Source organism: Thermotoga sp. RQ7, from assembly GCF_000832145.1.
In the GTDB taxonomy this organism is placed as follows: domain Bacteria; phylum Thermotogota; class Thermotogae; order Thermotogales; family Thermotogaceae; genus Thermotoga; species Thermotoga neapolitana.
This window is the reverse complement of record NZ_CP007633.1, coordinates 1,234,724-1,260,584: the sequence shown is the minus strand read 5'-3', so window position 1 is coordinate 1,260,584 and position 25,861 is coordinate 1,234,724. Positions and strand designations below refer to the sequence as shown.

At 46.6% G+C, this 25,861-nt stretch carries 34 protein-coding genes; 6 read left to right on the top strand and 28 right to left on the bottom strand.

Going from position 1 to position 25,861, the window contains the following annotated elements:
* Window position 1: 1 nt before the first annotated feature.
* From rplN to TRQ7_RS06280, 17 genes are all read right to left on the bottom strand, one after another.
* Window positions 2-370 carry a 50S ribosomal protein L14 gene (rplN, locus tag TRQ7_RS06360; RefSeq protein ID WP_015919496.1) on the bottom strand — a complete coding sequence of 123 codons (369 nt, stop codon included), beginning with the start codon at window positions 368-370 and terminating at the stop codon, window positions 2-4.
* Window positions 367-705 (bottom strand): 30S ribosomal protein S17, encoded by a 339-nt coding sequence (gene rpsQ / locus TRQ7_RS06355; RefSeq protein WP_015919495.1) that lies wholly within the window; start codon window positions 703-705, stop codon window positions 367-369. Before rpsQ ends, rplN begins: the two co-directional genes overlap by 4 nt.
* Window positions 706-709: 4 nt before the next feature.
* Entirely contained in the window at window positions 710-910 is a 201-nt protein-coding gene (gene rpmC / locus TRQ7_RS06350) for a 50S ribosomal protein L29 (protein ID WP_015919494.1), read from the bottom strand.
* Window positions 907-1,335: a 50S ribosomal protein L16 gene (gene rplP, locus TRQ7_RS06345; protein ID WP_015919493.1), complete on the bottom strand. Its 429-nt coding sequence runs from the start codon at window positions 1,333-1,335 to the stop codon at window positions 907-909. The genes rpmC and rplP overlap by 4 nt, the downstream gene beginning before the upstream one ends.
* 14 nt (window positions 1,336-1,349) lie before the next feature.
* A complete protein-coding gene (gene rpsC / locus TRQ7_RS06340; RefSeq protein ID WP_015919492.1) occupies window positions 1,350-1,979 on the bottom strand; it encodes a 30S ribosomal protein S3 in 630 nt (209 codons plus the stop codon).
* Window positions 1,980-1,988: 9 nt separating this feature from the next.
* The gene (gene rplV / locus TRQ7_RS06335; RefSeq protein ID WP_038067426.1) at window positions 1,989-2,468 is read right to left on the bottom strand and encodes a 50S ribosomal protein L22; all 480 of its coding nucleotides are present in this window, start codon (window positions 2,466-2,468) and stop codon (window positions 1,989-1,991) included.
* A gap of 11 nt (window positions 2,469-2,479) precedes the next feature.
* Window positions 2,480-2,767 (bottom strand): 30S ribosomal protein S19, encoded by a 288-nt coding sequence (rpsS, locus tag TRQ7_RS06330; protein WP_015919490.1) that lies wholly within the window; start codon window positions 2,765-2,767, stop codon window positions 2,480-2,482.
* Between the two features lie 13 nt (window positions 2,768-2,780).
* Window positions 2,781-3,611: a 50S ribosomal protein L2 gene (gene rplB, locus TRQ7_RS06325; protein WP_015919489.1), complete on the bottom strand. Its 831-nt coding sequence runs from the start codon at window positions 3,609-3,611 to the stop codon at window positions 2,781-2,783.
* Between the two features lie 13 nt (window positions 3,612-3,624).
* Entirely contained in the window at window positions 3,625-3,927 is a 303-nt protein-coding gene (gene rplW / locus TRQ7_RS06320) for a 50S ribosomal protein L23 (RefSeq protein WP_015919488.1), read from the bottom strand.
* Window positions 3,899-4,606: a 50S ribosomal protein L4 gene (gene rplD, locus TRQ7_RS06315; protein WP_015919487.1), complete on the bottom strand. Its 708-nt coding sequence runs from the start codon at window positions 4,604-4,606 to the stop codon at window positions 3,899-3,901. Before rplD ends, rplW begins: the two co-directional genes overlap by 29 nt.
* A gap of 20 nt (window positions 4,607-4,626) precedes the next feature.
* Window positions 4,627-5,250, bottom strand: a complete 624-nt coding sequence (rplC, locus tag TRQ7_RS06310; RefSeq protein ID WP_038067423.1) for a 50S ribosomal protein L3 — start codon at window positions 5,248-5,250, stop codon at window positions 4,627-4,629.
* 18 nt (window positions 5,251-5,268) lie between these two features.
* The gene (gene rpsJ / locus TRQ7_RS06305) at window positions 5,269-5,577 is read right to left on the bottom strand and encodes a 30S ribosomal protein S10 (RefSeq protein ID WP_015919485.1); all 309 of its coding nucleotides are present in this window, start codon (window positions 5,575-5,577) and stop codon (window positions 5,269-5,271) included.
* Between the two features lie 53 nt (window positions 5,578-5,630).
* The gene (tuf, locus tag TRQ7_RS06300; RefSeq protein WP_015919484.1) at window positions 5,631-6,833 is read right to left on the bottom strand and encodes an elongation factor Tu; all 1,203 of its coding nucleotides are present in this window, start codon (window positions 6,831-6,833) and stop codon (window positions 5,631-5,633) included.
* A gap of 11 nt (window positions 6,834-6,844) precedes the next feature.
* Window positions 6,845-8,932 (bottom strand): elongation factor G, encoded by a 2,088-nt coding sequence (fusA, locus tag TRQ7_RS06295; protein WP_041844250.1) that lies wholly within the window; start codon window positions 8,930-8,932, stop codon window positions 6,845-6,847.
* A gap of 4 nt (window positions 8,933-8,936) precedes the next feature.
* Window positions 8,937-9,404: a 30S ribosomal protein S7 gene (gene rpsG / locus TRQ7_RS06290; protein ID WP_015919482.1), complete on the bottom strand. Its 468-nt coding sequence runs from the start codon at window positions 9,402-9,404 to the stop codon at window positions 8,937-8,939.
* 11 nt (window positions 9,405-9,415) lie between these two features.
* A complete protein-coding gene (gene rpsL, locus TRQ7_RS06285; RefSeq protein ID WP_038067420.1) occupies window positions 9,416-9,799 on the bottom strand; it encodes a 30S ribosomal protein S12 in 384 nt (127 codons plus the stop codon).
* A 118-nt stretch (window positions 9,800-9,917) separates the two neighbouring features.
* Window positions 9,918-10,337 (bottom strand): DUF1893 domain-containing protein, encoded by a 420-nt coding sequence (locus TRQ7_RS06280; RefSeq protein WP_144399105.1) that lies wholly within the window; start codon window positions 10,335-10,337, stop codon window positions 9,918-9,920.
* Window positions 10,338-10,390: 53 nt separating this feature from the next.
* On the opposite strand from TRQ7_RS06280, the gene TRQ7_RS06275 reads away from it, so the two are divergent.
* From TRQ7_RS06275 to TRQ7_RS06250, 6 genes are read left to right on the top strand one after another with little or no spacing between them, the layout of a single operon-like run.
* A complete protein-coding gene (locus tag TRQ7_RS06275) occupies window positions 10,391-11,365 on the top strand; it encodes a PhoH family protein (protein ID WP_038067418.1) in 975 nt (324 codons plus the stop codon).
* Window positions 11,362-12,735 (top strand): HDIG domain-containing metalloprotein, encoded by a 1,374-nt coding sequence (locus tag TRQ7_RS06270; protein WP_015919478.1) that lies wholly within the window; start codon window positions 11,362-11,364, stop codon window positions 12,733-12,735. Before TRQ7_RS06275 ends, TRQ7_RS06270 begins: the two co-directional genes overlap by 4 nt.
* Window positions 12,716-13,165, top strand: a complete 450-nt coding sequence (ybeY, locus tag TRQ7_RS06265; protein WP_015919477.1) for an rRNA maturation RNase YbeY — start codon at window positions 12,716-12,718, stop codon at window positions 13,163-13,165. Before TRQ7_RS06270 ends, ybeY begins: the two co-directional genes overlap by 20 nt.
* Window positions 13,120-14,340, top strand: coding sequence for a DUF1015 family protein (locus tag TRQ7_RS06260; RefSeq protein WP_038067414.1), 1,221 nt, complete (start codon window positions 13,120-13,122; stop codon window positions 14,338-14,340). The genes ybeY and TRQ7_RS06260 overlap by 46 nt, the downstream gene beginning before the upstream one ends.
* 12 nt (window positions 14,341-14,352) lie before the next feature.
* Window positions 14,353-15,045, top strand: coding sequence for a zinc metallopeptidase (locus tag TRQ7_RS06255; protein ID WP_015919475.1), 693 nt, complete (start codon window positions 14,353-14,355; stop codon window positions 15,043-15,045).
* The gene (locus tag TRQ7_RS06250) at window positions 15,042-16,337 is read left to right on the top strand and encodes a 16S rRNA (cytosine(967)-C(5))-methyltransferase (protein WP_015919474.1); all 1,296 of its coding nucleotides are present in this window, start codon (window positions 15,042-15,044) and stop codon (window positions 16,335-16,337) included. The genes TRQ7_RS06255 and TRQ7_RS06250 overlap by 4 nt, the downstream gene beginning before the upstream one ends.
* Here TRQ7_RS06250 and TRQ7_RS06245 read toward each other — a convergent pair.
* From TRQ7_RS06245 to TRQ7_RS06195, 11 genes are read right to left on the bottom strand one after another with little or no spacing between them, the layout of a single operon-like run.
* Window positions 16,307-17,584 carry a nucleotidyltransferase gene (locus TRQ7_RS06245; protein ID WP_041844249.1) on the bottom strand — a complete coding sequence of 426 codons (1,278 nt, stop codon included), beginning with the start codon at window positions 17,582-17,584 and terminating at the stop codon, window positions 16,307-16,309. The two genes, TRQ7_RS06250 and TRQ7_RS06245, sit on opposite strands and share 31 nt — an antisense overlap.
* Window positions 17,581-17,973 (bottom strand): hypothetical protein, encoded by a 393-nt coding sequence (locus TRQ7_RS06240; RefSeq protein WP_038067410.1) that lies wholly within the window; start codon window positions 17,971-17,973, stop codon window positions 17,581-17,583. Before TRQ7_RS06240 ends, TRQ7_RS06245 begins: the two co-directional genes overlap by 4 nt.
* Window positions 17,970-18,398 (bottom strand): Fur family transcriptional regulator, encoded by a 429-nt coding sequence (locus tag TRQ7_RS06235; protein WP_015919471.1) that lies wholly within the window; start codon window positions 18,396-18,398, stop codon window positions 17,970-17,972. Before TRQ7_RS06235 ends, TRQ7_RS06240 begins: the two co-directional genes overlap by 4 nt.
* On the bottom strand, window positions 18,395-19,471 hold the full coding sequence (locus TRQ7_RS06230) for a M20 family metallopeptidase (RefSeq protein WP_041844248.1): 1,077 nt from the start codon (window positions 19,469-19,471) through the stop codon (window positions 18,395-18,397). Before TRQ7_RS06230 ends, TRQ7_RS06235 begins: the two co-directional genes overlap by 4 nt.
* The gene (lysA, locus tag TRQ7_RS06225) at window positions 19,472-20,659 is read right to left on the bottom strand and encodes a diaminopimelate decarboxylase (protein WP_255347881.1); all 1,188 of its coding nucleotides are present in this window, start codon (window positions 20,657-20,659) and stop codon (window positions 19,472-19,474) included. It abuts the gene before it with no gap.
* Window positions 20,660-20,673: 14 nt separating this feature from the next.
* A complete protein-coding gene (locus tag TRQ7_RS06220; RefSeq protein WP_041844246.1) occupies window positions 20,674-21,885 on the bottom strand; it encodes an aspartate kinase in 1,212 nt (403 codons plus the stop codon).
* A gap of 14 nt (window positions 21,886-21,899) precedes the next feature.
* The gene (gene dapD / locus TRQ7_RS06215) at window positions 21,900-22,601 is read right to left on the bottom strand and encodes a 2,3,4,5-tetrahydropyridine-2,6-dicarboxylate N-acetyltransferase (RefSeq protein ID WP_083941426.1); all 702 of its coding nucleotides are present in this window, start codon (window positions 22,599-22,601) and stop codon (window positions 21,900-21,902) included.
* Window position 22,602: 1 nt separating this feature from the next.
* A complete protein-coding gene (gene dapB, locus TRQ7_RS06210; RefSeq protein WP_015919466.1) occupies window positions 22,603-23,253 on the bottom strand; it encodes a 4-hydroxy-tetrahydrodipicolinate reductase in 651 nt (216 codons plus the stop codon).
* A complete protein-coding gene (gene dapA, locus TRQ7_RS06205) occupies window positions 23,250-24,134 on the bottom strand; it encodes a 4-hydroxy-tetrahydrodipicolinate synthase (protein WP_015919465.1) in 885 nt (294 codons plus the stop codon). Before dapA ends, dapB begins: the two co-directional genes overlap by 4 nt.
* Window positions 24,119-24,832, bottom strand: a complete 714-nt coding sequence (gene dapF / locus TRQ7_RS06200) for a diaminopimelate epimerase (protein WP_015919464.1) — start codon at window positions 24,830-24,832, stop codon at window positions 24,119-24,121. Before dapF ends, dapA begins: the two co-directional genes overlap by 16 nt.
* 4 nt (window positions 24,833-24,836) lie before the next feature.
* Window positions 24,837-25,814 carry an aspartate-semialdehyde dehydrogenase gene (locus tag TRQ7_RS06195; RefSeq protein ID WP_041844245.1) on the bottom strand — a complete coding sequence of 326 codons (978 nt, stop codon included), beginning with the start codon at window positions 25,812-25,814 and terminating at the stop codon, window positions 24,837-24,839.
* Window positions 25,815-25,861 lie beyond the last annotated feature (47 nt).

The window sequence follows — 25,861 nt, the reverse complement described above, 5'->3', positions numbered from 1 at the left end:
CTCACCAAACTTCTGGTGCAAGAGATACGATTTTCATGAAACCTTTTTCACGAAGTTCTCTCGCAACGGGTCCGAATATTCTCGTTCCCCTTGGGGCATTGAACTTGTCGATCAGAACAGCAGCGTTGTCATCGAATCTGATGTAGGTACCATCGCTTCTTCTGATCTCTTTCTTTGTTCTCACGATGACAGCCCTTACTACGTCTCCCTTCTTCACATCGGAGTTGGGAATAGCGTCCCTGACAGAACATACAACGATGTCCCCAACCGTTCCGTACTTCTTGTGAAAACCACCAAGAACTCTTATCACTCTGAGTTTTTTGGCCCCGGAGTTGTCAGCCACGTTGAGATAGGTTTCCTGCTGGATCATGACTCAGCCCCTCCTTTTTCCTCAACCACTTCCCCTTCGATTTCTTCAAGTTCGTCCTGAACTTCCTCTTCTTCCTTCAGGATTCTCTCAGGTTCAAACCTCTTTATGATCTTCACAACTCTCCATCTTTTGGTCTTGCTGAGAGGTCTGGTTTCTTCTATTTCAACAACGTCCCCTACTCTGCATTCGTTCTTCTCATCGTGAGCGTGGTACTTTTTGGTTCTCTTGATGTATTTTTTATAGAGGGGATGCTGCACGTGTCTTTCTACTGCCACAACGACTGTTTTATCCATTTTATCGCTCACAACTACACCTATCATTCGTTTCCTGGGCATGATTTCACCTCCTTATACCTAGCTCCCTTTCTCTCAGTATGGTCTTTATCCGTGCGATATCCCTTTTTGTCAGTTTTATGAGAGATGTATTTTTTAACTGCCCCATGGCCAGCTGGAACCTCAACTCCATCAACTGTCTCTTCTTCTCTTCGAGAAGATTTCTGAGTTCTTCGTCTGTGTAATTTCTGAGTTCAGAAGCCTTCATACTGCCTCACCCCCAATGTGGTGACGGGGTACTACTTTCGTGGCTATCGGCAACTTGCTGGCAGCGTATCTGAGGGCTTCATGGGCTGTTTCTTCGTCGACCCCGGCTATTTCAAAGAGAATCTTTCCAGGTTTCACAACGGCGACCCAACCTTCCACGTTACCCTTTCCTTTACCCATCCTGGATTCAGCGGGTTTCTTCGTGTAAGGTTTGTCGGGGAATATTCTTATCCAGATCTTTCCGGCTCTTTTCATAACCCTCATCATCGCTATTCTGCAGGCTTCTATTTGCTGGGCCGTTATCCAGGCCGGCTCAAGCGCCTTGAGGCCCCACTCACCAAACTGAACGAGCGTTCCTCCCTTTGCCTTTCCTTTCATTCTTCCTCTCTGTTGTTTTCTGTATTTGACCCTTCTTGGCATCAACATGGTGATTACCTCCTTTAAATATCAGCGTCTCCTTTGTAAATCCACACCTTGACACCAATGGTTCCGTATTTCGTCCAGGCAACAGCCGTTCCGTAGTCTATTATTGCCTTTATCTTCTGAAGGGGCAGTCTTCCTCTGAGGTACCACTCTCTCCTTGCTATTTCCGCCCCACCAAGTCTTCCGGCAACCATCACCTTTATTCCCTGGGCACCCTTCCTCATTGCGTTCATGATAGCCCTCTTCATGGCCACTTTGTACGATGCCCTCTTTTCTATACGGGAAGCAATGGATTCGGCGACAAGCTGTGCATCGAGCTCGGGCGTTTTTATTTCTTCGATGTTGATGACCATCCTTCTGTTGAACCTCTTCTCCAGTTCTTCTCTCAGGCTTGTAATCTCTGCTCCCTTCCTTCCTATGATGATACCAGGTCTTGCGGTTTTCACCGTGATGTTGACCCTTTCAGCGTCGGGTCTTTCTATGTATATTTCACTGATTCCGGCGTGGTAGTACTTGTTCTTTATTATCTTTCTGATCTCTTCATCCTCAAGAAGCCATTCTTTGTAATTTTTTTCGTTGAACCATTTTGCCTGCCAATCGGCGCTCAGCCCGAGCCTGAATCCTCGAGGATGCACCTTCTGACCCACTTTATCACCTCACTCTTCTGATGATATCCTTTTTTCCAGTTCTTCCAAAGCCTTTCTGTACTCTTCTTCTCTGGTGCGGTCTCTTACAACGACGGTGATATGGGACATTCTCTTTTTGATTATGTCCGCCCTTCCTCGTCCCCTGGGCCAGATTCTCTTCAGTCTTGGCCCATCGTTCACATAACACTCGGCAACATAAAGATTGGCAGCATCGAGTCCGAAGTTGTTTTCGGCGTTCGCAACAGCCGATCTCAGGACTTTTTCGATAATCCTGGCAGCCTTCTTCGGTGAGAAGGCGAGTATTCTGAACGCCTCTTCAACGGACTTTCCTCTTATCGTGTTCGCAACAGCCCTCGCCTTTCTTGGAGAAATGCGGATGTATTTTGCAACAGCTCTGGCCTCTATCTTTGGAAGAGAATCCAGAAGTTCCTTTCTTTTTTTATGGAAAAGAGAACGCTTCAGTCCGTTCCTTGGTATCTGGAGTTTCATCGTTTCCCTCCTCACTTCTTCAACTCGCCTTTTTTGGCTTTTTTATCGGCATGACCCCCAAACCTTCTGGTTGGAGCGAACTCTCCCAGTCTGTGTCCTATCATGTTTTCCGTAATGTAAACAGGTATGTGCTTCATACCGTTGTAAACGGCTATCGTATGTCCGACCATTTCTGGAATGATCATTGAAGCTCTGCTCCAGGTCTTTATGACCTTCTTTTCTCCAGTTTCGTTGAGTTTTCTTATCTTTTCCAGAAGTTTTCTATCTACATAGGGGCCCTTTTTCTTGGAACGACCCATTCAGTTCACCCCCTTATACCTCGTTTCTTCTTCTGACAATGAATTTGTCAGAAGGTCTCTTTCCGCGTCTTGTCTTGTAACCCTTGGTGGGCAGACCCCATGGACTGGTTGGATGGTGTCCTTTACCTCTTCCTTCACCACCACCGTGTGGATGATCCACCGGGTTCATGGCAACACCTCTGACATGAGGCCTTCTGCCAAGCCACCTTACCCTTCCTGCTTTTCCGTGGACTTCGTTCTTGTGATCTTCGTTACCAACAACACCCACCGTTGCGTAACATTTGATATGTACCTTTCTCAGCTCGCCAGATGGCATTCTAAGAAGAGCGTAATCTCCTTCTTTTGCCATGATCTGACAGTAAGTCCCGGCTGCTCTTGCGATCTGTCCTCCTTTTCCAGGAGTGAACTCAACATTGTGCACGAGTGTTCCAACAGGGATCTTTTCCAGTGGCAAAGCGTTCCCGGGCTTTATCTCTGCATCAGAACCACTCATGAGTGTATCTCCAACTTTTATTCCTTTTGGAGCGAGAATGTACCTCTTTTCTCCATCTGCGTAGAGGAGAAGGGCAATTCTTGCGGATCTGTTTGGATCGTATTCGATGGCCAGAACTTTTGCTGGAATGCCTGCTTTGTCGTACCTTTTGAAATCTATGATCCTGTACCTTCTCTTGTGTCCGCCACCTCTGTGTCTTACCGTAATTCTTCCGTGGTGGTTCCTTCCACCGGTCTTTTTGAGAGGCGCAAGCAAAGATTTTTCCGGTTCTGTTTTCGTGATGTCAGAAAAATCGGAGATTACCATGAAACGCCTGCCCGGGGTAACTGGTTTGAATCTTTTGAGTCCCATAACTTCACCCCTCTCAGTGTTCGCCTTCCAGTTCTTTAATGGTATAGCCTTCTTTGAGAGTCACCACTGCCTTCTTCCAGCTGCGGGTCCTTCCTTCGAATATTCCCCTTCTCTTCGGTTTGGGCTTCATGTTGATGACGTTGACCTTATCCACCTTGACGTTGAATATCTTCTCCACGGCCTCTTTTATCTGGTTCTTGTTCGCAAGAGGGTTCACCTCAAAGACATATTTCCTCTGCTCGCGAAGTCTGAGAGCCTTTTCTGTGATTATGGGTCTGACCAGCACATCATGCAGTGAGAGCTTTTCTTGCTTCATTTCCGAGCACCTCCTCTATCTTAGCAACCATATCCCTGGTGAGAATCAGATAGTCATACTTGAGCATGTCAAAAACGTTGAGACCATCTATCCTTACGGCTTTTTCACCGTTTTTACTGTTGTTGGGATTGTCCGCTATTATCACTTTTACGTTTGGAAGATTCTTTCCAGAGAGTTTCACATTGACATAACCCTCTTCTTTCCAGGGTAGAACGATCAACGCCTTCTTGTCAGCAAGGTCAAGGTTCTGAAGGATTTCTTTTAAAGATTTTGTTTTTGGCCTTTCAAGTTTTAGATCTTCGAGCACCAGAAGTTTGTTCTCTCTGTACTTGACAGACAGCGCAGAACGGAGAGCGAGTCTCTTCATCTTCTTATTGAGTTTCTTACTCCAGTCTCTGGGCTTTGGACCGTGGGCAACTCCTCCGTGTCTCCAGATAGGAGATCTTATGGATCCGTGTCTGGCTCTTCCCGTGTGTTTCTGCGGCCATGGTTTTCGACCGCCTCCGGAAACCTCTCCTCTTGTCTTTGTGGAAGCGGTACCTGCTCTCCTGTTGGAGAGCTGCATGTCCACGTATCGCCACATCACGTCGTAGTTAGGATCGATGTTGAAGACGAAATCACTGATTTCAAGAGTTCCAACTTTCTCTCCCTTCACATTGAGAAGATCCACCTGAGCCATTTTCTATTCCTCCTCCACTGTTACTTTTTCGGGGCCTTGGCGCTCCTTATCAAAACGAGCCCGCCCCTCGCTCCAGGGACACCACCTTTGACCGCTATCAGATCGTTTTCTGGATCGACATCTACAACCTGCAGGTTTCTAACAGTTACCCTTTCGTTTCCATATCTTCCCGGCATCTTCTTGCCTTTCCATATCTTCGCAGGTTCGGTGTGCTGACCTACAGAACCGAGTTCTCTATGGAATTTGGAACCATGGCTTTTTGGACCTCCACTAAACCCCCATCTTTTCATTGCTCCCGCGAATCCTCTTCCCTTGGACCAGCCGGTGACATCCACGTATTCGCCTTTTTCGAATATATCGACCTTTATAACCTGACCAGGTTCGTACTCGTCGGGGTTGTCCACCCTAAATTCTCTGAGCACTCTCATCGGTTCAACACCGAATTTTTTGAAGTGACCAGCAAGGGGCTTGTTCACTTTTTTTGCTTTCTCAAATCCAAGTTGTACGGCGTTGTAACCATCCGTTTCAACTGTTTTCTTCTGCACGACAACACAGGGCCCGGCTTTTATGACGGTAACCGGGACCGCTTCATTACCGATAAAAACCCTTGTCATACCGATTTTTCTTCCTATTATCATCTTCATCAAAGACACCTCCAGGGATTACAGTTTGATCTCAACGTCGACACCTGCTGGGAGGTTTATCCTCATCAGGGCATCAATGGTTTTTGGAGACGGGTCTATAATGTCTATGAGTCTCTTGTGCACTCTCTTCTCAAAGTGTTCTCTGGAGTCTTTGTGCTTCATAGGAGATCTCAACACACAGTAAAGCGTCCGCTCCGTTGGGAGAGGAATTGGACCGGACACCTTGGAGTTTGTTGATTTTGCAACTTCGACGATCTTTTTTGCCGACTCATCTAGCAGTTCGTGGTCATAAGCTTTGAGTTTTATCCTTATCCTCTGTCCAGGCATATTCTAAGCACCCTCCCTCTTCTCTCAAGAAGGAGGGGGAGAATAACTCCCCCTCACTCGATAACTTCTGTGACAACGCCAGCTCCAACTGTTCTTCCGCCTTCTCTTATAGCGAATCTCTGCCCTTTCTCAATAGCAACGGGGTAGATGAGCTCTATTTCCATCTCAACGTGGTCTCCAGGCATAACCATTTCGACTCCTTCCGGAAGTCCCACTATTTCACCAGTAACGTCAGCTGTTCTTATGTAGAACTGAGGTTTGTAACCTTTTGTAAACGGTGTGTGCCTTCCACCTTCCTCTTTCTTCAGAACGTAGACCTCTGCTTTGAACCTCTTGTGGGGTTTAATGCTACCAGGAGCTGCAAGAACCTGACCTCTTTCGACTTCGTCCTTGTCGATTCCCCTGAGCAGACATCCCACGTTGTCACCAGCGATACCTTCGTCGAGTTCTTTTCTGAACATTTCAACGCTTGTAACGACTGTCTTTCTGATCTCATAACTGAGTCCTATGATCTCGACTTCGTCACCGGGTCTGATTCTTCCTCTTTCGATTCTTCCTGTAACAACCGTTCCTCTTCCCGTGATGGAGAAAACGTCTTCGATGGGCATGAGGAACGGTTTGTCAACGTCTCTCTGAGGATCTGGAATGTAGTTGTCCATGGCGTCGAGCAGTTCCTGAATGGGTTTGTAAGCCTCGTGGTTTGGATCGTCTGGGGCTTCGAGAGCTTTCAAAGCGGATCCTTTTATAACAGGCACTTCGTCACCGGGGTATTCGTACTGACTCAGAAGATCTCTCACTTCCATCTCGACGAGTTCGATGAGTTCGGGATCGTCGACCATATCTGTTTTGTTGATGAAAACAATCATGTAAGGAACCTCAACCTGTCTTGCAAGAAGCACGTGTTCTCTTGTCTGTGGCATAGGTCCATCCGTTGCTGCAACAACGAGTATGGCTCCATCCATCTGGGCAGCACCGGTGATCATGTTCTTGATGTAGTCAGCGTGTCCGGGACAGTCAATGTGTGCGTAGTGCCTTTTCTCGGTTTCGTATTCAACGTGCGTGATGTTGATAGTGATACCTCTTGCCTTTTCCTCAGGAGCCTTGTCGATCTGATCGTAGGGAACGTATTGCGCAAGACCCTTGAGAGAAAGGTACTTTGTTATAGCGGCTGTCAGCGTGGATTTTCCGTGGTCGATATGCCCGATGGTTCCAACATTAACATGGGGTTTTGTTCTTACAAACTTTTCCTTTGCCATGTTCTCCCTCCTTAAACAACTTTAATGATCTTCTCGGCGATTTTCTCCGGGACCTCTTGATAGTGAGAGAATTGCATGATGTAGCTTGCTCTTCCCTGACTCAGAGATCTCAGTGTTGTAGCATATCCAAACGTTTCAGAGAGTGGGACCTTTGCCACTATGACTTTCAGATGGCCTCTTGTTTCAAGAGCTTCTACTTTTGCCCTTCTGGAATTGAGATCGGCGATGATGTTACCCATGTACTCTTCTGGAGTGGTGATCTCCAGCTTCATGATCGGCTCAAGAAGAACTGGCTGTGCCTTCTTCATTGCCTCTTTGAACGCCAGAGAGGCTGCAATTTTAAACGCCATCTCTGAAGAGTCTACTTCGTGATACGATCCGTCGAGCACAATCGCTCTTATTCTCACAACAGGATAGCCAGCAAGAGGACCAGACATCATTGCTTCTTTGATTCCCGCTTCTATGGCTGGCATGAACTCTTTTGGTATCACACCACCAACGGTTTTATCGATGAATTCAAAGTTTTTACCTTCCTCTTCTGGAATAGGCTCTATCCTGAGTATCACATGACCGTACTGACCTCTACCACCGGTTTGCCTGATGTACTTACCTTCTGCTTCAGCGGCTTTCTTAATGGTTTCTCTGTAGGCAACCTGAGGTTGACCAACTCTAACGTTCACACCGAACTCTCTCTTCAACCTGTCGACGATTATTTCAAGATGGAGTTCACCCATACCGGAGATGATCGTCTCACCAGTTTCTTTGTCCACCTTCACCTGAAGGGTGGGGTCCTCTTCAGAGAGAGCAAGCAGTGCCTTCACGAGTTTTTCCTCATCGGCTTTCGTGGCCGGTTCAATAGCAAGAGAAATAACAGGTTCTGGGAAGTCGATCTTTTCGAGGATTACAGGCTCTTTTTCGTCGCAGAGTGTATCTCCAGTCTGAGAAACTTTGAGGCCGACCCCTGCCGCTATATCACCGGGTCTGACGTAGTCAACTTCCTCTCTCTTGTCTGCGTGCATGAAAACGATTCTCGAGATTCTCTCTCTCTGTCCTTTGGTAGAGTTGTAGACGTAACTTCCCTTTTCCAGTCTTCCAGAGTACACCCTGAAGTACACCAGCTTTCCTATGTACGGATCCACCTGAACCTTGAAAACAAGGGCCGTGAACGGCTCATTCTCGTCTGGTTTCCTGTAGACGACCTCGCCGTCTGAGAGTCTCCATCCCTTAACAGGAGGAAGATCCAGAGGAGATGGGAGATAGTCTATTACGGCATCCAGTAATGGCTGTATTCCCTTGTTCATTTTCGCCGCTCCACATAGAACGGGAACTGCTCTGTTCTCTATGGTGGCCTTCCTCAGAACTTTCTTGATTTCCTCCTCGGTGATTTCCTCACCCTCGAGGTATTTCTCGAGTATCGTTTCATCCAGTTCTGCCACTTTTTCCAGCATCTCTTCTCTTCTGAGTTCTGCTTCTTCTTTCAATTCGTCCGGGATTTCTCTTTCTTCGTACACAGATCCATCCTCGCTGGTCCAGTAGATCGCTTTCATCTTTATGAGGTCTATCACTCCCTGGAAGTCCTTTTCGCTTCCAATCGGCATCTGGATGGGTATGGGATTTGCTCTGAGTTTTGTAACGAGAGTCTCGACTGCCATGTAGAAGTCTGCACCGACCTTGTCCATCTTGTTCATGAAGGCTATTCTGGGAACGTTGTATTTATCTGCCTGTCTCCAGACGGTTTCTGACTGTGGTTCAACACCTGCCGTTGCATCGAAAACGGCGATCGCTCCGTCGAGCACTCGAAGTGCCCTCTCAACCTCAGCCGTGAAGTCAACGTGCCCGGGTGTATCGATTATGTTGATCCTGTATCCCTTCCAGAAGCACGTTGTAGCGGCGGACTGTATCGTAATGCCCCTTTCCTTCTCCTGGGGCATCCAGTCTGTGGTTGCTGTTCCTTCATCCACATCTCCGATGAAGTGTTTCCTTCCCGTGTAGTAGAGGATCCTCTCTGTTGTGGTTGTCTTTCCGGCATCGATATGGGCCATTATACCGATGTTCCTAATCTTATCCAGGTCAACATACCTTGCTTCTACACTCTGCATACTCTCACCACCTGTAATGTGCGAAGGCCCTGTTTGCTTCTGCCATCCTGTGGGTGTCTTCCTTTTTCTTGATGGCCGTACCCGTGTTGTTGTAGGCTGCCATGATCTCCTCAGCCAGTTTTTCTTTCATGGGACGTCCTTTCTTAGCTCTTGCAGCTTCAACGATCCATCTTATAGCAAGAGAGGTTCTTCTTGGTTCCTGAACTTCAATGGGAACCTGATACGTGGCACCTCCAACCCTTCTTGGCCTCACCTCAAGAACAGGCTTTACGTTCTCCACAGCCTGTCTGAAGACTTCAAGGGGATCTTTCTTCATCTTTTCCTTGATGATATCGAAGGCACCGTAGACGATCTTCTGGGCGATCGTCTTCTTTCCATCCCACATCACTTTGTTTATCAATTTTGCCACCAGAACATCTCCATAAACTGGATCAGGTGGTATTTGTCTTCTTTCAGCTCTTCTTCTACGCACCCACAGTCACCTCACTTTTTCTGGTCCTTGGGCCTCTTGGCACCGTATTTACTCCTGGACTGCCTTCTTCCTTCAACTCCAGCCGCGTCCAGGGCACCTCTTATGATCTTGTACCTGACACCAGGAAGGTCTTTCACCCTTCCGCCTCTTACGAGGACCACCGAGTGTTCCTGAAGGTTGTGGCCTATACCGGGTATGTATGCTGTGACTTCTATACCGTTAGAAAGCCTTACCCTTGCGATCTTTCTGAGAGCAGAGTTCGGCTTTTTCGGGGTCATGGTGGAAACCTTTATACAGACACCTCGTTTTTGAGGATTTCCTTGAAGAGCAGGAGCCTTAGATTTCTTCTTTTTAGGCTTCCTTCCATGCCTGATCAATTGATTAATGGTCGGCATCTTCATCCTCCCTTCCTTTCGTTCAGACCAAGCCAGGGTTTTATTTTACTCTTCAAACGGAAGATTGTCAACACAAGAGACCTCTGAACAATTTACCACAAGTAGCTTGAGGGTTTGTTTAAGATAAGGTGAACTTTGAGAGAATTCTTTCTATGGCTTCTTTCGGATCATTCACATCCAGGAGGATCTTCTCAAAGGGGCACATGCTTTTTCCATCCCTTGATAACACAAAAGGTACTTTCTCTTCACAGGAAAATTTCACACCGTGTTTCTTCAACAGGTCGATGGCACCTTCACTGATGATAAAGGCGTGAACGAAAGAAGGCCTCATTTCCACAAAAAAGAAGGCTGCTGCTCTTCCAACGAGTCTGTCCACCACCACGCACCCGGACAGATCTTTTAAGGTCGTATAAACCTCAACAAGGGGTTTCAGACCGCTTTCTGTGCTTTCAAAGATCACCTGATCGTCTCTCATCACTATCAAACTCAAACCTCTTTCCTCAATGAGTCTTTTTGCTCTTTCAACAGTATCTTTCACAACTTTCACTCTCCTGATGTGTAGTATAATTTCCTTGAAAAAGTATAACAGGTCTGGAGGTGGAAACCACGATCACTGTAAGGAAAGTCAGGATCCCCGAAGATGTAGGTGTGCTGGAGATATTCGGCCAGTACGACAGAAGGGCAAGATACCTCAGGAAAACGTTCAACGTGGATCTTACCGTTCGAGGCAGTGAAATTCTCATAAGAGGTTCAGACGAAAGGAGTGTAGAAGCAGCACACCGCGTCCTGGACGAGATCATATCCATAACGAGAGACGGCCATTTACTGGACTGGACCGAATTTGAGTACCTGGTGGAAAAGGTTTCAAATGCAGAAAGCGTGAAGGATGTCTATTCTAAAAGCAACGGAGGACCTGTTCTTGGAAGAAAGGTGAAACCCAAGACTCTGGGTCAAAAAAGATACCTGGAAGCTGTCGAGAAAAACGACGTGGTTTTCGTGATAGGGCCAGCCGGTACAGGAAAGACGTACCTGGCAGTGGCCATCGCCCTTGATTACCTGAAAATGGGCAAAGTGAACAGAATCATCCTGACAAGACCAGCGGTTGAAGCAGGAGAGAAACTTGGATTTCTACCGGGAGATTTGACAGAAAAAGTGGAACCCTATCTGAGACCTCTGTACGATGCCATAATCGACATCACTTCTCCAGATAAATTCAACAGTTATCGTGAAAGGGGCATCATAGAAATCGTGCCACTTGCCTACATGAGAGGGCGTACATTGAATAACTCTTTCATTATTCTGGATGAAGCACAGAATACCACTTATCAGCAGATGAAGATGTTTCTGACTAGACTCGGATTCAATTCAAAGGCAGTTGTGACCGGTGACATCACCCAGGTAGATATAGAGGAAGGGAAATCCGGTCTAATAGAGTGCCAGAAGATACTGAAAGGTATACCCGGTATAGAATTCGTGTACCTTGATGAAAGCGATGTTGTGAGACATCCTCTCGTGAAAAAGATCATAAAAGCTTACGAAGAGTACGAAAGGTCGAGAAAGTCATGAGCCGAAGACGCCTGCTTGTCATAGCGGTGACCATCCTTTTGTCCCTGTTCATAGTACATATTCGCACGGGATTTCGTCCTCTGAACATGATATCCGAAGCCATTGTTGCTTTCACAATCTGGTTTTCACTGGTGGAAACAAGTGTCAGACACTTCAGAAAATACTCTCTCAGCCAGGTTTACACTTACACACATCTATCCTTGATACTGCTGGGAACTGTTTTCATAGGATTTTCCCTTCCAGAAATCGGCCCCTTCATGACACCACTTTACATACCGGTTGCGCTGATGAGTTTGCTGTTCAATTTTGAAGTTGCCCTCACAAGTGGTGTTCTTCTCTCCATCATTTCCATATACAGATGGTATTACGATATAAATCTGATCATGCCTTTCCTTCTGACGGTTTTGATCGCCACAAAAACCCTTTCAAACGCTGACAGAAGACTCGATGTTATGAAATCGTCCGCTCTGACATCACTGACACTTACGGGAACTCACCTCTTCATGAGATTTGGCCTGAACATTGAGTACACCCCATACGATCTTCTAGCGGCTCTTCTCAACCCGATTCTCTCGGGTGTAATGGTACTGGGTATTCTTCCATACGTGGAGTACACGAGTCGTCTTTATTCCAACCTCGGCCTCATAGAATTTGGAAACCTGAACCATCCTCTCCTGAAGATGCTTGCCATGAAAGCACCGGGGACATACTATCACAGTGTGATCGTGGCAAATCTGGCAGAGGCGGCTGCAGAGAAGATAGGTGCAAATCCTGTCCTGGCTCGAATTGGTGCTTATTATCACGATATAGGTAAGATGAAAAGACCCCACTTTTTCACAGAGAACATAAGGGACGGCAAGAACCCTCACGAAGACATAACACCTTCTTTGAGTCACCTTGTTCTAAACGAGCATGTGAAATACGGAATAGAACTTGCTCGTAAACATCGCCTTCCTTTGCTCGTGGAGTTCATCATCCCTCAGCATCATGGAACAAGATCACAGAAGTACTTCTACTACAAAGCCAAACAACAATTTGAAGACATACCAGAGGAAGAGTTTCGCTACCCAGGACCAAAACCACAGTTCAAAGAAGCTGCTATCATCATGCTGGCTGATTCTGTGGAAGCAGCATCCAGAAGTTTGAAGAATCCTTCCGTTACTCAGATAAAAGAATGCGTAGAGGATGTCATTTCCTCCATCTTCTTTGAAAGACAACTCGATGAATCCGGTATTACCCTGAGCGAACTGGAAAAGATTTCAGATGCCTTCCTACAGGTGCTCGTCAACATATTCAGTTCCAGGATAGAATACCCGGAAGAGGCAAAATTGCAGAAGGTGGTAAGGATAAATGATCAAAATTCTGGGTGAAGGAAAAGGAAAAGAGATCTTAAAAAGTTTGAGTGAAAAATTAGACGAAATCGTAAAGAAGGAGATAGGAAACGTCAACACGAACGTGATACTCGTGAGTAAAGATCAAATAAAAGAAATGAACAGAGAATTCCGTGGTGAAGACTTCCCAACAGATGTGCTTACCTTTCCTCTCTTCGAGGAAGTTTACGGAGAAATCTACATCTGTCCCGAGGTCGTTGAAGAGAATGCGAAGGAATACAACAACACCTTTGAGAAAGAACTGATAGAAGTTGTAATACACGGGATACTTCACCTTGCAGGGTACGATCACGAGTTCGAAGATAAAAACGCAAAAGAGATGTTCGAAAAACAACATATCTATGTAGAGGAGGTATGGAACGAATGGAGATCAAGCCTTTCAGGGGGTACCGGCCAAGAAGGGACGTAGTTGAAAAGTTCGTGGCAAAACCCTATGACGTGGTGTCCTTCCTCGAAGCCAAGGAGACCATCAAAAGCAACCCGCTCAGTTTCCTCAGAGTGACGAGGGTTGAGGCAGAAACGCATGAAATAGAAATGGATCCTACCCCTGAGGATATGGAGAGAGCCAGAAAAAACCTTGAGGAATTCATAGAAAAAGGCATCCTGATCCAGGAAGAAAAAGAAGCCCTGTACATATACCGTCAAAAGATGGGAGATCACATACAGACGGGTCTTGTGGCGTTGTTTCCCGTGGAAGAATACAAAAAAGGTCACATAAAGAGACACGAACTCACCAGAAAAAAGAAAGAAGAGGAAAGGGTTCAGCACATCCTGGCAACAAGGGCTCACACGGGACAGGTCTTCCTCTTCTACAGATCCATGGAAGTGCTGGACAGGAAACTGATGGAGCTTGCCGACTCTCTGGAACCCATTTACAGGCTAACGGACGACCTGGATGTGGTTCACGAATTTTTTGTTGTCTCCGATGAAAAAGAGATCGAAGAAATAAAGAACCTTTTCAAAAACATAGAAAACCTGTACATAGCAGATGGACACCACAGAGCAGCCGCAGCCGCAAGGGTGAGTGATATTCTCGACAAGGAAATAGGAAAGGGACCACACAACTATTTCATGGCAACGGTATTCCCCCATAACCAGCTCAGGATATTCGATTACAACAGGGTTGTTCGTTCTCACATCACTGTGGAAGAACTTCTAGAGCAAGTTTCAGAAAAGTTCGACTTTTACAGGTCCTATGTTGTTCCCGCAAGACCTTCAAGAGAGCACGAGATAACGATGTACGTGGGAAATGGAAAATGGTATGTGTTAATTCCCAGGGAAATCCCTGAAGACGTTGTCGAAAGTCTAGACGTGAACATACTCCAGAGCGAACTTCTTGAACCAGTTTTCGGAATTTCCAACCCGAGAGAGGACGATAGAATAGACTTCATAGGTGGGATAAAAGGGCTCTGTGAACTGGAGAGAATCGTTGACAAAGGAGAATTCGATGTGGCCTTTGCTCTGTATCCCGTGAACATAGAAACGCTGATGAGAGTCTCAGATGAAGGAAAAACCATGCCACCAAAGTCTACCTGGTTTGAACCAAAACTTCTGAGCGGTCTGGTGGTCCACGTCTTTGGCTGAGGAGGTGATAGTGTGTTCTTCTTCTTTGATCCGACCTTCATCATACTCATTCCGGGCTTGCTGCTGGCACTCTGGGCACAGATACGGGTTCAGACAGCTTACGCCAGGTACTCACAGGTGAGATCCTCTCTGGGACTCACAGGGTACGAACTCGCAAAGAGATTGCTTGAAAATGCAGGTATTTACAATGTAAAAATAGAAGTCGTTTCTGGATTTCTCTCCGATCACTATGACCCTGTGAAGAAAGTTCTCAGACTCTCTCCACAGAACTTCAAAGGAACCTCTGTTGCCTCTCTTGGAGTTGTGGCTCACGAAGTGGGGCATGCCATGCAGGATGCAGAAAAGTATCCTCTGCTTGCTTTGAGAAACATGATGGTACCGGCGGTTGCAATGGGATCGAACCTCTCGTGGTTCATCTTCCTCTTCGGTCTCATCTTCTACACACCGTTTTTGATAAGGTTGGGTATAATCCTGTTTTCACTGGTAGTGCTCTTCACACTGATCACTCTTCCTGTGGAGTTCAACGCCAGCAGACGGGCGGTGAAACTTCTTGAAACCTCTATGCTGATGCCCGAGTACGAACTGAAGGGCGTCAAAGAGGTTCTGAGTGCAGCCGCCCTCACATACGTTGCTTCGTCTTTGACAGCATTCCTCCAGCTTCTCAGAATGATAGCTCTGGCAGGACTTTTTGGTGATAGAAGATGAGAACAAACGTGAGATTACTCGCTTACAGGCTCCTTCGAAAGTATGAAAAGGAAAAATTTCTGGACAGAGAGGACGTGGACAGCGTCCTCTCTGTTTTGAACGATAGAGACAGGAGATTCCTCAAGGAACTCGTGTGGGGAGTCATGAGGAAGGAAGAACTCCTGGACTGGTATATAAACCAACTTCTCAGAAATCCAGACATTCCACCAGCCGTGAGGGTAGCCTTGAGAATGGGAGTCTATCAGCTTCTCTTCATGGATGGTGTGCCGGATTACGCCGCAGTGAGTGAAACGGTGAAACTGGTCAAAAACGAAAACTTCAAAAAACTTGTCAACGCTGTGCTGAGAAGAGTGAAGAGTGTCCCACCTCCCAGCGACCTTCATCTTGTTTATTCACATCCAAAGTGGCTAGTCGACTACTGGAGGTCCTTTCTTCCAGAAGAAGTTGTGCTGAGGATCATGGAGTGGTATCAGAAACCGCTTCCAACCGTGCTTCGTGTGAACTCGCTTGTTACGACCAGAGAGGAAGTCATAGAGATCCTCTCAAAAGAGGGAACAGAAGCTATTTATGGAAAACATTCTCCATTTTCTGTTGTGATAAAGAAACTGGGAGTACCTCTGAACGATTCGAAGGTCATAACGGAAGGCCTTGCCACGGTTCAGGGAGAATCTTCTCAGATCGTACCGCTCCTCATGGATCTGGAACCGAATATGAAAGTACTGGACACATGCTCTGCTCCGGGTGGAAAGACAACCTTCATTGCTGAACTGATGAAGGATAAAGGTGAAATTCTGGCAACAGACGTGAGCATGGAAAGGTTACAACTGGTCGAAAAACACGTGAGACGCCTGAAACTTTCCTCTGTGAAGATCAAACTCGCAGATGCGGAGCGCCTCACGGAGTTCATTCAAGATGAGTTCGATCGAATCCTTGTGGATGCACCGTGCTCTTCTCTTGGGACGGCAAGAAACCATCCAGAGGTGTTGAGAAGAGCAAAAAAAGAAGAGTTCAAAGAACTTTCGGAAAAACAGTTTAGAATACTTTCTCAGTCGTGGAAACTCTTGAAGAAAGGAGGCATCTTGCTGTACAGCACATGCACCATAACGAAAGAAGAGAACACAGAGGTCATAAAAGCCTTCGCTGAGCAAACCCCTGATGTTGAAGTGATCGATTTGAGAAAAAGATTGGAGGATTACGGAGTAGAAGGGTTGTGGGACGGCTTTGGATTTCTGATGCTACCAGACGAGACCCTTACACCGTTCTATGTCTCTGCCCTCAAAAAAACCGGGTGAATTGCAAAGTCCCTTTCTCCGCATCTTTCTTCCCTCGACGGAAAGAACGTGGAGTAAAAATTGGTTGCCTTCACATCGAGTTTCAGTTGCTCAATGAAGAGGTTTCTATCCACAGGCAGGTCTGTTTTTTCCAGCACCTTTCTGTAAAGAGACATGTTGGTTACGATGGGTAGTTTTGTTTTCTTTCTCATGATCGCCAGGATCCTTCTTCCTCTTTCAGTGAAACCAAGCACTCTGATGTACTGAGGCCCCTTTTCGTTGCTTTTTTCAACGAATTCCTTGCTCATTTCCAGAACAGAGAAGAGAGACAGTCTTCTTATTCGTGAAAAAGTGAATCTTTTCGCCTTGACGCACTCCAGGAAATCTCTGTACGACCCCGTCTGTCTGGCACACTCTTGAAACCTTTTTTCCAGCCCCTCGGAAAACCCGTGTATTTTTTCAAAGTATTCTCTGTCTTTCAACCTGAAAAACGCCAGCATGAAATCTCCCATGTGCTCCAGAAACACAGGGCCTCTTCCCTCTTTGAACTCTCTCATCAGGATCTCGTAAGACGCTTCAGGAAGGGATTCTCTGACCTCGCTCCACTTTTCCTCTCTCAAAAGATTTCTGATCGCTGTGGCGCTTGAGAATTTTCCTTTGAAAGAACCGTCCTTTTCTTCTGCTCCCACTCTCTTTATCGTGTGAAACCTGATCGAAGATCCTATTCGAAGGGCAGAGTGAAGATATTCAACTCCAAGGATGTCGTTGGACTTTTCGAGTCTCAGAACGTTCTTTTCGTTCCATCCTTTGAGGGAAAAGTACCTCATCAAAGCAAATTTGCGCGCGTTTGGAAAAGAATGGCCCTTCTTCAATTCTTCATGCAGAAACGATTTGTATTCCTCAGGCTGTTCAAAAAGGATTTTCGCCACCTGCCACAGGAAATCTATATCGTTGGACTCGCTTCCAAAGACAACATCTGTGACAACACCAGTTGCGTCGAGCAGACTCACAGCACCGAACGCAAAACCACCCGCATCCTGGATGGCAAAAGTCGTTGGAAGTTCCAGGACAACGTCTATCCCCATTTTCAGGGCAATCTCGGCGCGGGCAAATTTATCTATCACCGCAGGTTCTCCTCTTTGACAGAAGTTCCCACTCATCACAGCAATTGTGTATTCAGGTTTTACGATCTCTCTAGCCTGTGTCAGATGATAGAGGTGGCCGTTGTGGAACGGGTTGTATTCAACCACAACACCGAGGACTTTCAGGACTCATCCCTCCTGATGACAGTCAAAAAGAAGGCAAGCAACACCACGGTGAAGAGTAAAAAGAGAACGTATACACCGATGAGTCTGGAAACAAGATTTCCAAAGACGTAAAGACCATAGAGCTGGGCTACCAGGGAAGGAAAAAGAAGAAGAAAACCAAGTACCGCAAGCCATTTCTTTCCAGAAGAAGTGTAATAGTTCAAGGAAATTCCCGAAAAGAGAAACGGAAGAAACAAAGAAAGCAACACCGCAAGAAAGTTCTTCGGAACGCTAACCCCCAGAAAAGTGGAAATGTAGGGTTCAAGGAAATAAAAAGCCACCCATCCTATAAATCCAATTGTGCCCACAACTATCAGAAGAATAGACAACAACTGGGTGAAAAACCTCAATCTTTCACCCTCTTCAGACAATCTTCACACACACCACGTATGACGATTTCTATCTTCTCTCTCTTTCCCCTGATCTTTTCAAGATCCAGTTTTTTTATCTCGATGTCTTCTATCTTTCCACAGATCCTGCATACGAAGTGTCCGTGTGGTGCAGGGTTGAAGTCGAAGATAGTTTTCTGCCCATCGCTGAAAGAGTATATCACACCGAGATCCACAAGAAGGTACAGGGTGCTGTACAGCGTTGCTATGGAAAGGGATGGTATCTTTTTTGAAAGGACAGAGAACAGTTCCTTTGCTTCGAAGTGTCCTTTTTCCATCTTCGATACGAACTTTATGATTTCCATTCTCTGTGTCGTCAACTTGATCTTTTTTGCTTTCAACTGTTCGACAATCTCTTCCAGATTCATCTCGTTCACACTCCTCATATTGCCTCCGCAAGAAAGGCAAGAAGCTCAGATGCCAGAGGTATGTACTCGTCCTTTGGAAGAAAGCAAGGATGATGAAGTCCAACTCTCTTTTCCCCTTCTCCCACACCAAACCAGAAGGAAAGAGATGGAAACACCTGCGTGAAGTATCCAAAGTCTTCTCCAGTCTTCTTCATTTCGCATTCGATGAACCTGAGGTTCAATCTTTCACAGGTTTTCTTCAATATCTCCAGAAGGTCTGCGTTGACCTTCACCTCCGGATAGACACTTCCCTTTTCGAGAGAAAAATCAACACCAGAACTATCTTTGAGACTCAAAAGTTGATTCTTCATCTCTGATAATATTTCTTCTGCTATCTTCAACGATTTTGCTCTTATGGTACCTTCTATCTTCACCTCTGAAGGAACCACGTTTCTCACCCGACCACCAACGATTTTCCCAACACCAACGAGGGCATCCCACTTTCTGCCATAAAGCCAGTGCAGGAAAGAAACAGCCACTTTCAAAGCGTCTTTTCCTTTTTCGGCAAAGGCAATGTGAGCAGGGACACCTTTAAAGTATACATCGAATTCCGTCGCCGAGGCAAACAACACCCCGGCTCTCGACGCCACCGTCCCCACATCGTACTCGTCCGTCACGTGGAATCCAACAGCGGCTTTGATGGTGTAGTTTTTTCTTAGAAACTCAACAACCTCCTTTGCGCCACCACCGGTTTCTTCGGCAGGCTGAAAAACAAAGAGGAAATTCTTTCGTACAGTCTTCAATCGTTTCATGGCACCGAAGAGGGCACTCATGTGAAAGTCGTGACCGCAGGCGTGCATGTAGTCGTTTCTTGAGGCAAATTCCCATCCTGTCTCCTCTTTGATGGGAAGTGCGTCCATTTCCGCCCTCAACACAACGTAGGGTCCCTCTGTTTCCTTCTTCTCAACGACCAGGCCTGTTCCGGCAACCTCCATTATCTTTCCGTAACCGATCTTCTGGATCGCCGATTTGAGAATCTCCTGGGTCTTGAATTCCTTAAAGGAGGGTTCTGGATTCATGTGGAGAAGATGTCTCAGTTCTATTTCGTCCATTCACATCACCACGTCCTTGAAGATGTCCATTATGTTTTCCCTTCTTCTTATCAATACAAGTTCGCCATCTTTTTTCACCAAGACCTCTGCAGGCTTTGATGTCGAGTTGTAGTTGTTCGCCATGGTGTAACCGTACGCACCCGCGTTTTCCACAAACAGGAAATCTCCCGGTTCAACCGCTGGAAGGTTTCGATCGTACGCTATCACGTCTCCACTTTCACACAGGGGGCCTACAACATCTGCCTTGAAGTCTGATCCTTCTTTTCCATAGACGAAGATCCTGTGATGGGCAGAGTACAGGGCAGGTCTTATGAGTGTGTTCATTCCACCATCCACTACAACAAACACCTTGTTTTCTCCTCTTTTGACGAGAATGACTTTCAGCACTAGAAAGCCGGCAGGAGCGATGATGTATCTTCCAATTTCAACGAACACCCTTTTGAATCCATCAAGAAGTGGTACAACCTTTTCCCGATACTCTTGAACGTTCAGTTCTTCTCCCTGGTAGTCTATTCCCCATCCTCCTCCTATGTTGATCTCTTCAAAGCCGTATCTTCTGGAGGCTTCTACCACCTTTTCATAGGCTTCAAGGAAAGGATCTACTTTCGTTATCTGAGAACCTATGTGAACATGAAGGCCTTTTATGTTCATCCCTTTGAATCTTTTCATGAAACTGTCCAGCATGTTCAGAGGAATACCGAATTTGTGTTTTTTGAGTCCGGTGGAGATGTGAGGATGAGTCCGTGCATCCACCTCCGGATTCACTCTGACGAAAAAGCTCACGTCTTCTGGACTCAGACTTTCCCACATCTCCATCTCCTCAAAGGAGTCAACGTTGATCGTTCTTACTCCTTCTTTCAAAAAGTGGAGCATCTCCTCCTTGCTCTTTCCGTTTCCGTTCCAGACGATCAGAAAAGGATCAACTCCAGCGAGTCTGGCAGCGAAGAGTTCTCCCTTTGTCACCACATCCATTCCAAAGCCTTCTTCTTTTAGAATTGCAAGCAAATTGGGGTTGTTGTTTGCCTTCACGGCAAAGGTGGGAAGAAGGTTTATTCCCTGAAAAACTTCTTTTACTCTCTGAGCACGCTCACGTATTGTTTCTTCAAAATACACATAAAGAGGTGTCCCGTGGATCTCCGCTGCTTTTTTCAGTGCTTCCATTGTGATCGGTGTTTTAATGACACGCACCTCCTCCGGTATGATTACTCAGCCAGGTCGAACTCGTCAACCACCGCCTTCAGAGCTTTTTCAGCATCTTTTTCTGGCACAAGGCAGGAGATCTTTATCTCAGACGTGGTGACGAGTTCTGGAGTAACACCAACCCTCTTCAAAGCGCTAAAGAACCTTGCCGCAACTCCAGGACTTGTTCTCATTCCAACACCGACGATTGAGAGTTTGGCAAAGCCTTCTTCATAGGAGGATTTCCAGCCTTCAACGTTTTTCAAGGCATTTCTGAGCGCCTCGTCGAGATCGTCTTTGTGATCTTCCAGTATTGTGAAAGACAGAAACACCTTTCCGTTCGATGGAACAAGGGAGATCATATCGACGTTCAGAGAACGCTTTCCCACCTCTTCGAATATGGCAGTGATGTATTCTGCCTCTTTTGGAAGAAAAGAGATCGAAACCTTTATCTGTCCGTGGGAAATTGTTGCACCCGTCACAACAGGTTCTTCCAACCATTCGGGAAGTCTTTCCACCACCATGGTTCCCTCCTCTTCAACAAAAGAAGAAGCACAGTACACAGGTATTCTGTACTTTTTGGCAATCTCAACGGACCTGGAATGGAGCACTTTCGCCCCGAGTGCAGTGAGTTCAAGGGCTTCGTCATAAGTTATGTACTTCAACTTTTTTGCCCCCGGGATGAGTCTGGGATCGCACGTGTAGATACCATCCACGTCGCTGTAGATCTCACAGGGAACTCTTAACTTTGCGGCGAGGGCAACCGCCGATGTATCCGATCCACCACGTCCGAGTGTGGTGAGATCTCCCTTCTCGTTCACTCCCTGAAAACCGGTTACAACCAAAGCGTCGTGCTCCTTGAGGTTTTCCATGATCACACTATCGTCTATGTCCATGATGCGAGCACTCGTGTGATGCGGTGTGGTTTTTATCCTCACCTGAAAGGCGTTCAGAGACTTTGCTTTCACACCGAGATCCTTCAGAGCCATGGAAAGCAGAGCAGCGGAAACCTGCTCTCCCGTTGCCAGGAGCATATCGAGTTCTCTTGCGTCGGGTTTTGGTGAGACCTCTTTTGCAAGTTTTATGAGTTCGTCGGTTGTCTTTCCCATGGCAGAGACCACAACAACCACTTTGAAACCTTCTTCAACCTTCTTCTTTATCCTCATTGCAACATTTTTTATCCTCTCCGGAGTGGCAACTGAACTACCACCATACTTCTGTACCACCAGTTTCATCTCAACAACCTCCGTCATTCGAGATTTCTCAATTCGTCAACGATCCTTGTCTTTTCCTTTGTCTTTTCGTCTATCTGCTTTATCACACGCGCAGGCACACCTGCAACCACGGTGTACGGCGGAACATCTTTTGTTACAACGGCTCCGGCAGCCACTACAGCCCCTTTCCCAACCGTGACACCTTCCAGTATCACAGCGTTTGCTCCAACGACCACCTCATCTTCTATTACCACCGGCTTTGCACTTGGAGGTTCTATAACACCGGCGATAACCGCACCCGCTCCAATGTGACATTTCTTTCCTATGATGGCCCTTCCACCCACGACAGCGTTCATGTCTATCATTGTTCCCTCACCAATCACCGCTCCAACGTTTATCACTGCTCCCATCATGATCACGGCACCTTCACCGATTTCCACCATATCCCTTATGATCGCACCCGGTTCGATTCGAGCCCTGTACTTGGTGATGTCTGCAAGAGGAAGGGCGGAGTTTCTTGCCTTCACTTCCAGATGGTAGTCTTCTATCTTTTCACCATACTTTTCGAGTAACTCTCTGAAGTCCTCGTACTCTCCAAAAAGAACTCCAAACTGATCGTTACCGAAAAACTTGAATTTAGAGAAATCTATCCCATCGAGTTTTCCCTTTATGTAAGCGACAATGGGAGTTTTCTTTTTTGACTTTGCTATCATCTCTATGATCTCTCTTGCATCCACTTCATTCACCTCCAAACACGATCTCTTCGAAACTGTAAAAACCAGGTTCTCTTCCAACGAGAAATTCAGCGGCTTTCAATGCTCCTATGGCGAAGACCGTTCGGGAGATCGCCCTGTGCTTTATCTCTATCGTTTCACCCACGTTTCCAAACACGATCACATGATCACCGGGTATTCCACCGATCCTCAAAGAGTGAATGGGAACTTCCTTTCCCAGGGCATTTTTCAGAAGGATTGCAGTTCCGGAGGGGGCGTCCTTCTTGAAACGATGGTGCGCCTCCACGATCTCCACGTCCCAGTCTGAAAGAACCTTCGAAAGTTCCGAAAGGAACCTTTTCAGAACGTTTATCCCTATGGAGAAATTGTAAGACTGAACGACGGGAACTTCTTTTGAAAGTTCTCTCAGCATCTCGAAATGTTCTTCCTTCAAGGCAGTGGTCCCCAGAACAAGGGCAGATTTGTATTTTCTGCACAGATCAACGGTTTCTGGTAAAGCATCCGCCGAGGAAAAGTCCACGATCACGTCGGGTGAGTCTTTTATCTCTTTGCCGTTCACATCCACCTTTAAGACGAGTTCGTGTCCCTTTTCGGAGAATACCTTTTGAATCTCCTGTCCCATACGCCCGGAGTACCCCACGATTCCATACTTCATAACAGACCACTCTCCCTGAGAACTCCCTTGAGGAGCTCCACAGTCTTTTCACTTGCGGGAACAAGAGGCAATCTCAACTCGTTTTCCACATAACCCATGAGAGAAAGAGCAGCCTTTACAGGTATTGGGTTCGTCTCCACAAAGAGGGCCTTCATGAGTGGTCTGAGTTTTCTGTGGATCTCCCTTGCTTTTTCGATATTTCCGCTGAAGAACTCGGCACAAAGGTCAGACATCTGTTTCGGTGCCACGTTGGACACCACAGAGATCACACCGTCTCCACCTGCACACAGCAAATAGAACGTTCTGTCGTCGTTTCCAGACCAGACCATGAAATCACTTCTTGCGCTCTTGGTAAGGGTGACTGTTCTGTCTATCTGGTCGATATCTCCATTGGCCTCTTTTATTCCGACAACGTTCTTGAGATCGGATGCTATCCTTGCAGCGGTTTCCGGAAGAACGTTCACCCCTGTTCTTCCCGGAACGTTGTAGACGATGATCTTCAGGTCTGTTCTTTCTGAAATGTATTTGTAGTGCTGGTAGAGCCCTTCCTGAGTGGGTTTGTTGTAGTAGGGAGTGACTATGAGCACACCGTCGGCTCCAAGTTTTTCTGCCTGTTTGACAAGTTTCAGGGTTTTTTCCGTGGAGTTCGTCCCGGCACCCACAATCACGGGAATCTTTCCATCAACGATTTCGAGAGTTTTTGAGACAAGTCTTTCCCTCTCGTCATCGTTCACCGTGGGAGCTTCTCCTGTCGTTCCAAGAACGATCAGCGCACTCACGCCACCATCAAGTTGATACCTGACCAGTCTCTCGTAAGCCTCCAGATCGAGTTCTCCGTTTTTGAAAGGTGTGACGATCGCAGTTCCTACTCCTCTGAACATCTTCTCACATCCCCCTTCAAATAGATTTCCCCATTCTCTTCTCTGAGGAAAAGCGTTCCCCCGGGTACCAGAACTTTCATCTCCTTAGAACCTGTTCTGCTGTGGTGCACGAAGAAAACAGCAGTTACACCAGTTCCACAGGCTTTCGTTTCCCTCTCCACACCACGTTCGTACGTTCTTACCTTCAGAAAGCCCTGGGCAACCTCATAAAAGTCGACGTTGGCATTGGTTTTGTGTCTCAAGAGCCTTCCGAGTTTCTCCACATCCACTTCATCCACGTTCTTCACTTCAAGAATGAAATGGGGAACCCCCACCACCACAAAATGTCCCCTGTAACCGTCCACTTCGAGTTCTTTCACTTCTGAAACAGCAGGCATCCTCACCCAGATTCCATCGTCCAGGAAAACCTTTATTTCCCCCGCTCTTGAAAGAAAGGTGAATTTTCTCTGTTTCACCCATCCTCTGTCTATCAGATACTGCGAAAAAGCACGGGCACCGTTTCCACAGAAGGTTGCCATGCTTCCATCACGATTGTAATAATCCATGAAGAACTTCTCGCCCACTTTTTCTACGAATATCACACCATCCAGATCACCAACATGATTTCGCACAAAATCGGGCTTTTCGTTCTCGGAGATCTTTTTTTCGGTATTGTCTACCATCAGGAAAGTGTTTCCGTTCGCAGAATAGCAGACCACTTTTTCACATCCTTCCGTTCATCTTTGCGTGCTTCAGCAAGATTCTCACCGCATTGGTTGCGGCACCCACACGGATGTTGTCCGCCACGTTCCAGAACAGGATGGAACGCTCGTCCCCCTTTCTCAGCCTGCAGACGTACGTTTCGTTCTTTCCGGCAACGTCAACGGCTGTCACCAGATCATCCGTCACAACAACATCTTCTCCCGATGCTATGATCTCTTTCACCTTCTCCAGTGACTCAAACGGCCTCTTCAATCTCACCATAACTGCTTCGGAGTGGCCGTAAAGAACAGGAACCCTCACGGTTGTTGGATAAACCCTTATCGAGTAATCGTTGAGGATCTTCCTTGTTTCGTTTATCATCTTCATCTCTTCTTGTGTAAAGAGATTGTCCTGAACATCCCCTATGAGGGGAATGACATTTCTGTGAATTGGCTTTGGAAACACTCTGACAACATTCTCTCCTCTTTCCTGGGATAGAAGTTCTTCGATACCCTTGTGACCTGCTCCTGAAACGGACTGGTATGTTGCCACAAAGATCTCTTCTATTCCATAAACTTCGTGCAACTTGTATATGGACAGGATCATCTGTATCGTGGAACAGTTGGGATTTGCTATTATGCCTGTGTACCCCTTGAGCAGATGAGCGTTCACCTCGGGAACAACGAGGGGTATGTCCTTTTCCATTCTGAAAGCAGAAGAGTTGTCGATCACCGTGACTCCGTTTTCAGCGGCTATGGGTGCAAATTTCCGTGAAACACTTGCACCCGCCGAAAACAGGAAGTAATCGCAATCCCACTTCATCGCTTCCTCTGTGAGGAGTTCCACTTTTACCTTTTCTCCTCTGAACTCAATCTCTTTTCCCACGGATCTTTCGGAGGCAAACAGCCTGAGTTCTGTAACCGGAACGTTGAACTCCTCAAGAACCTTTACCATCGCTCGTCCAACTTCTCCTGTAGCACCTACCACTCCTACTTTCATCTTCTTCCCTCCCTGGTCTTAATAAAAAAAGCGTCTCTTCGCTCCCC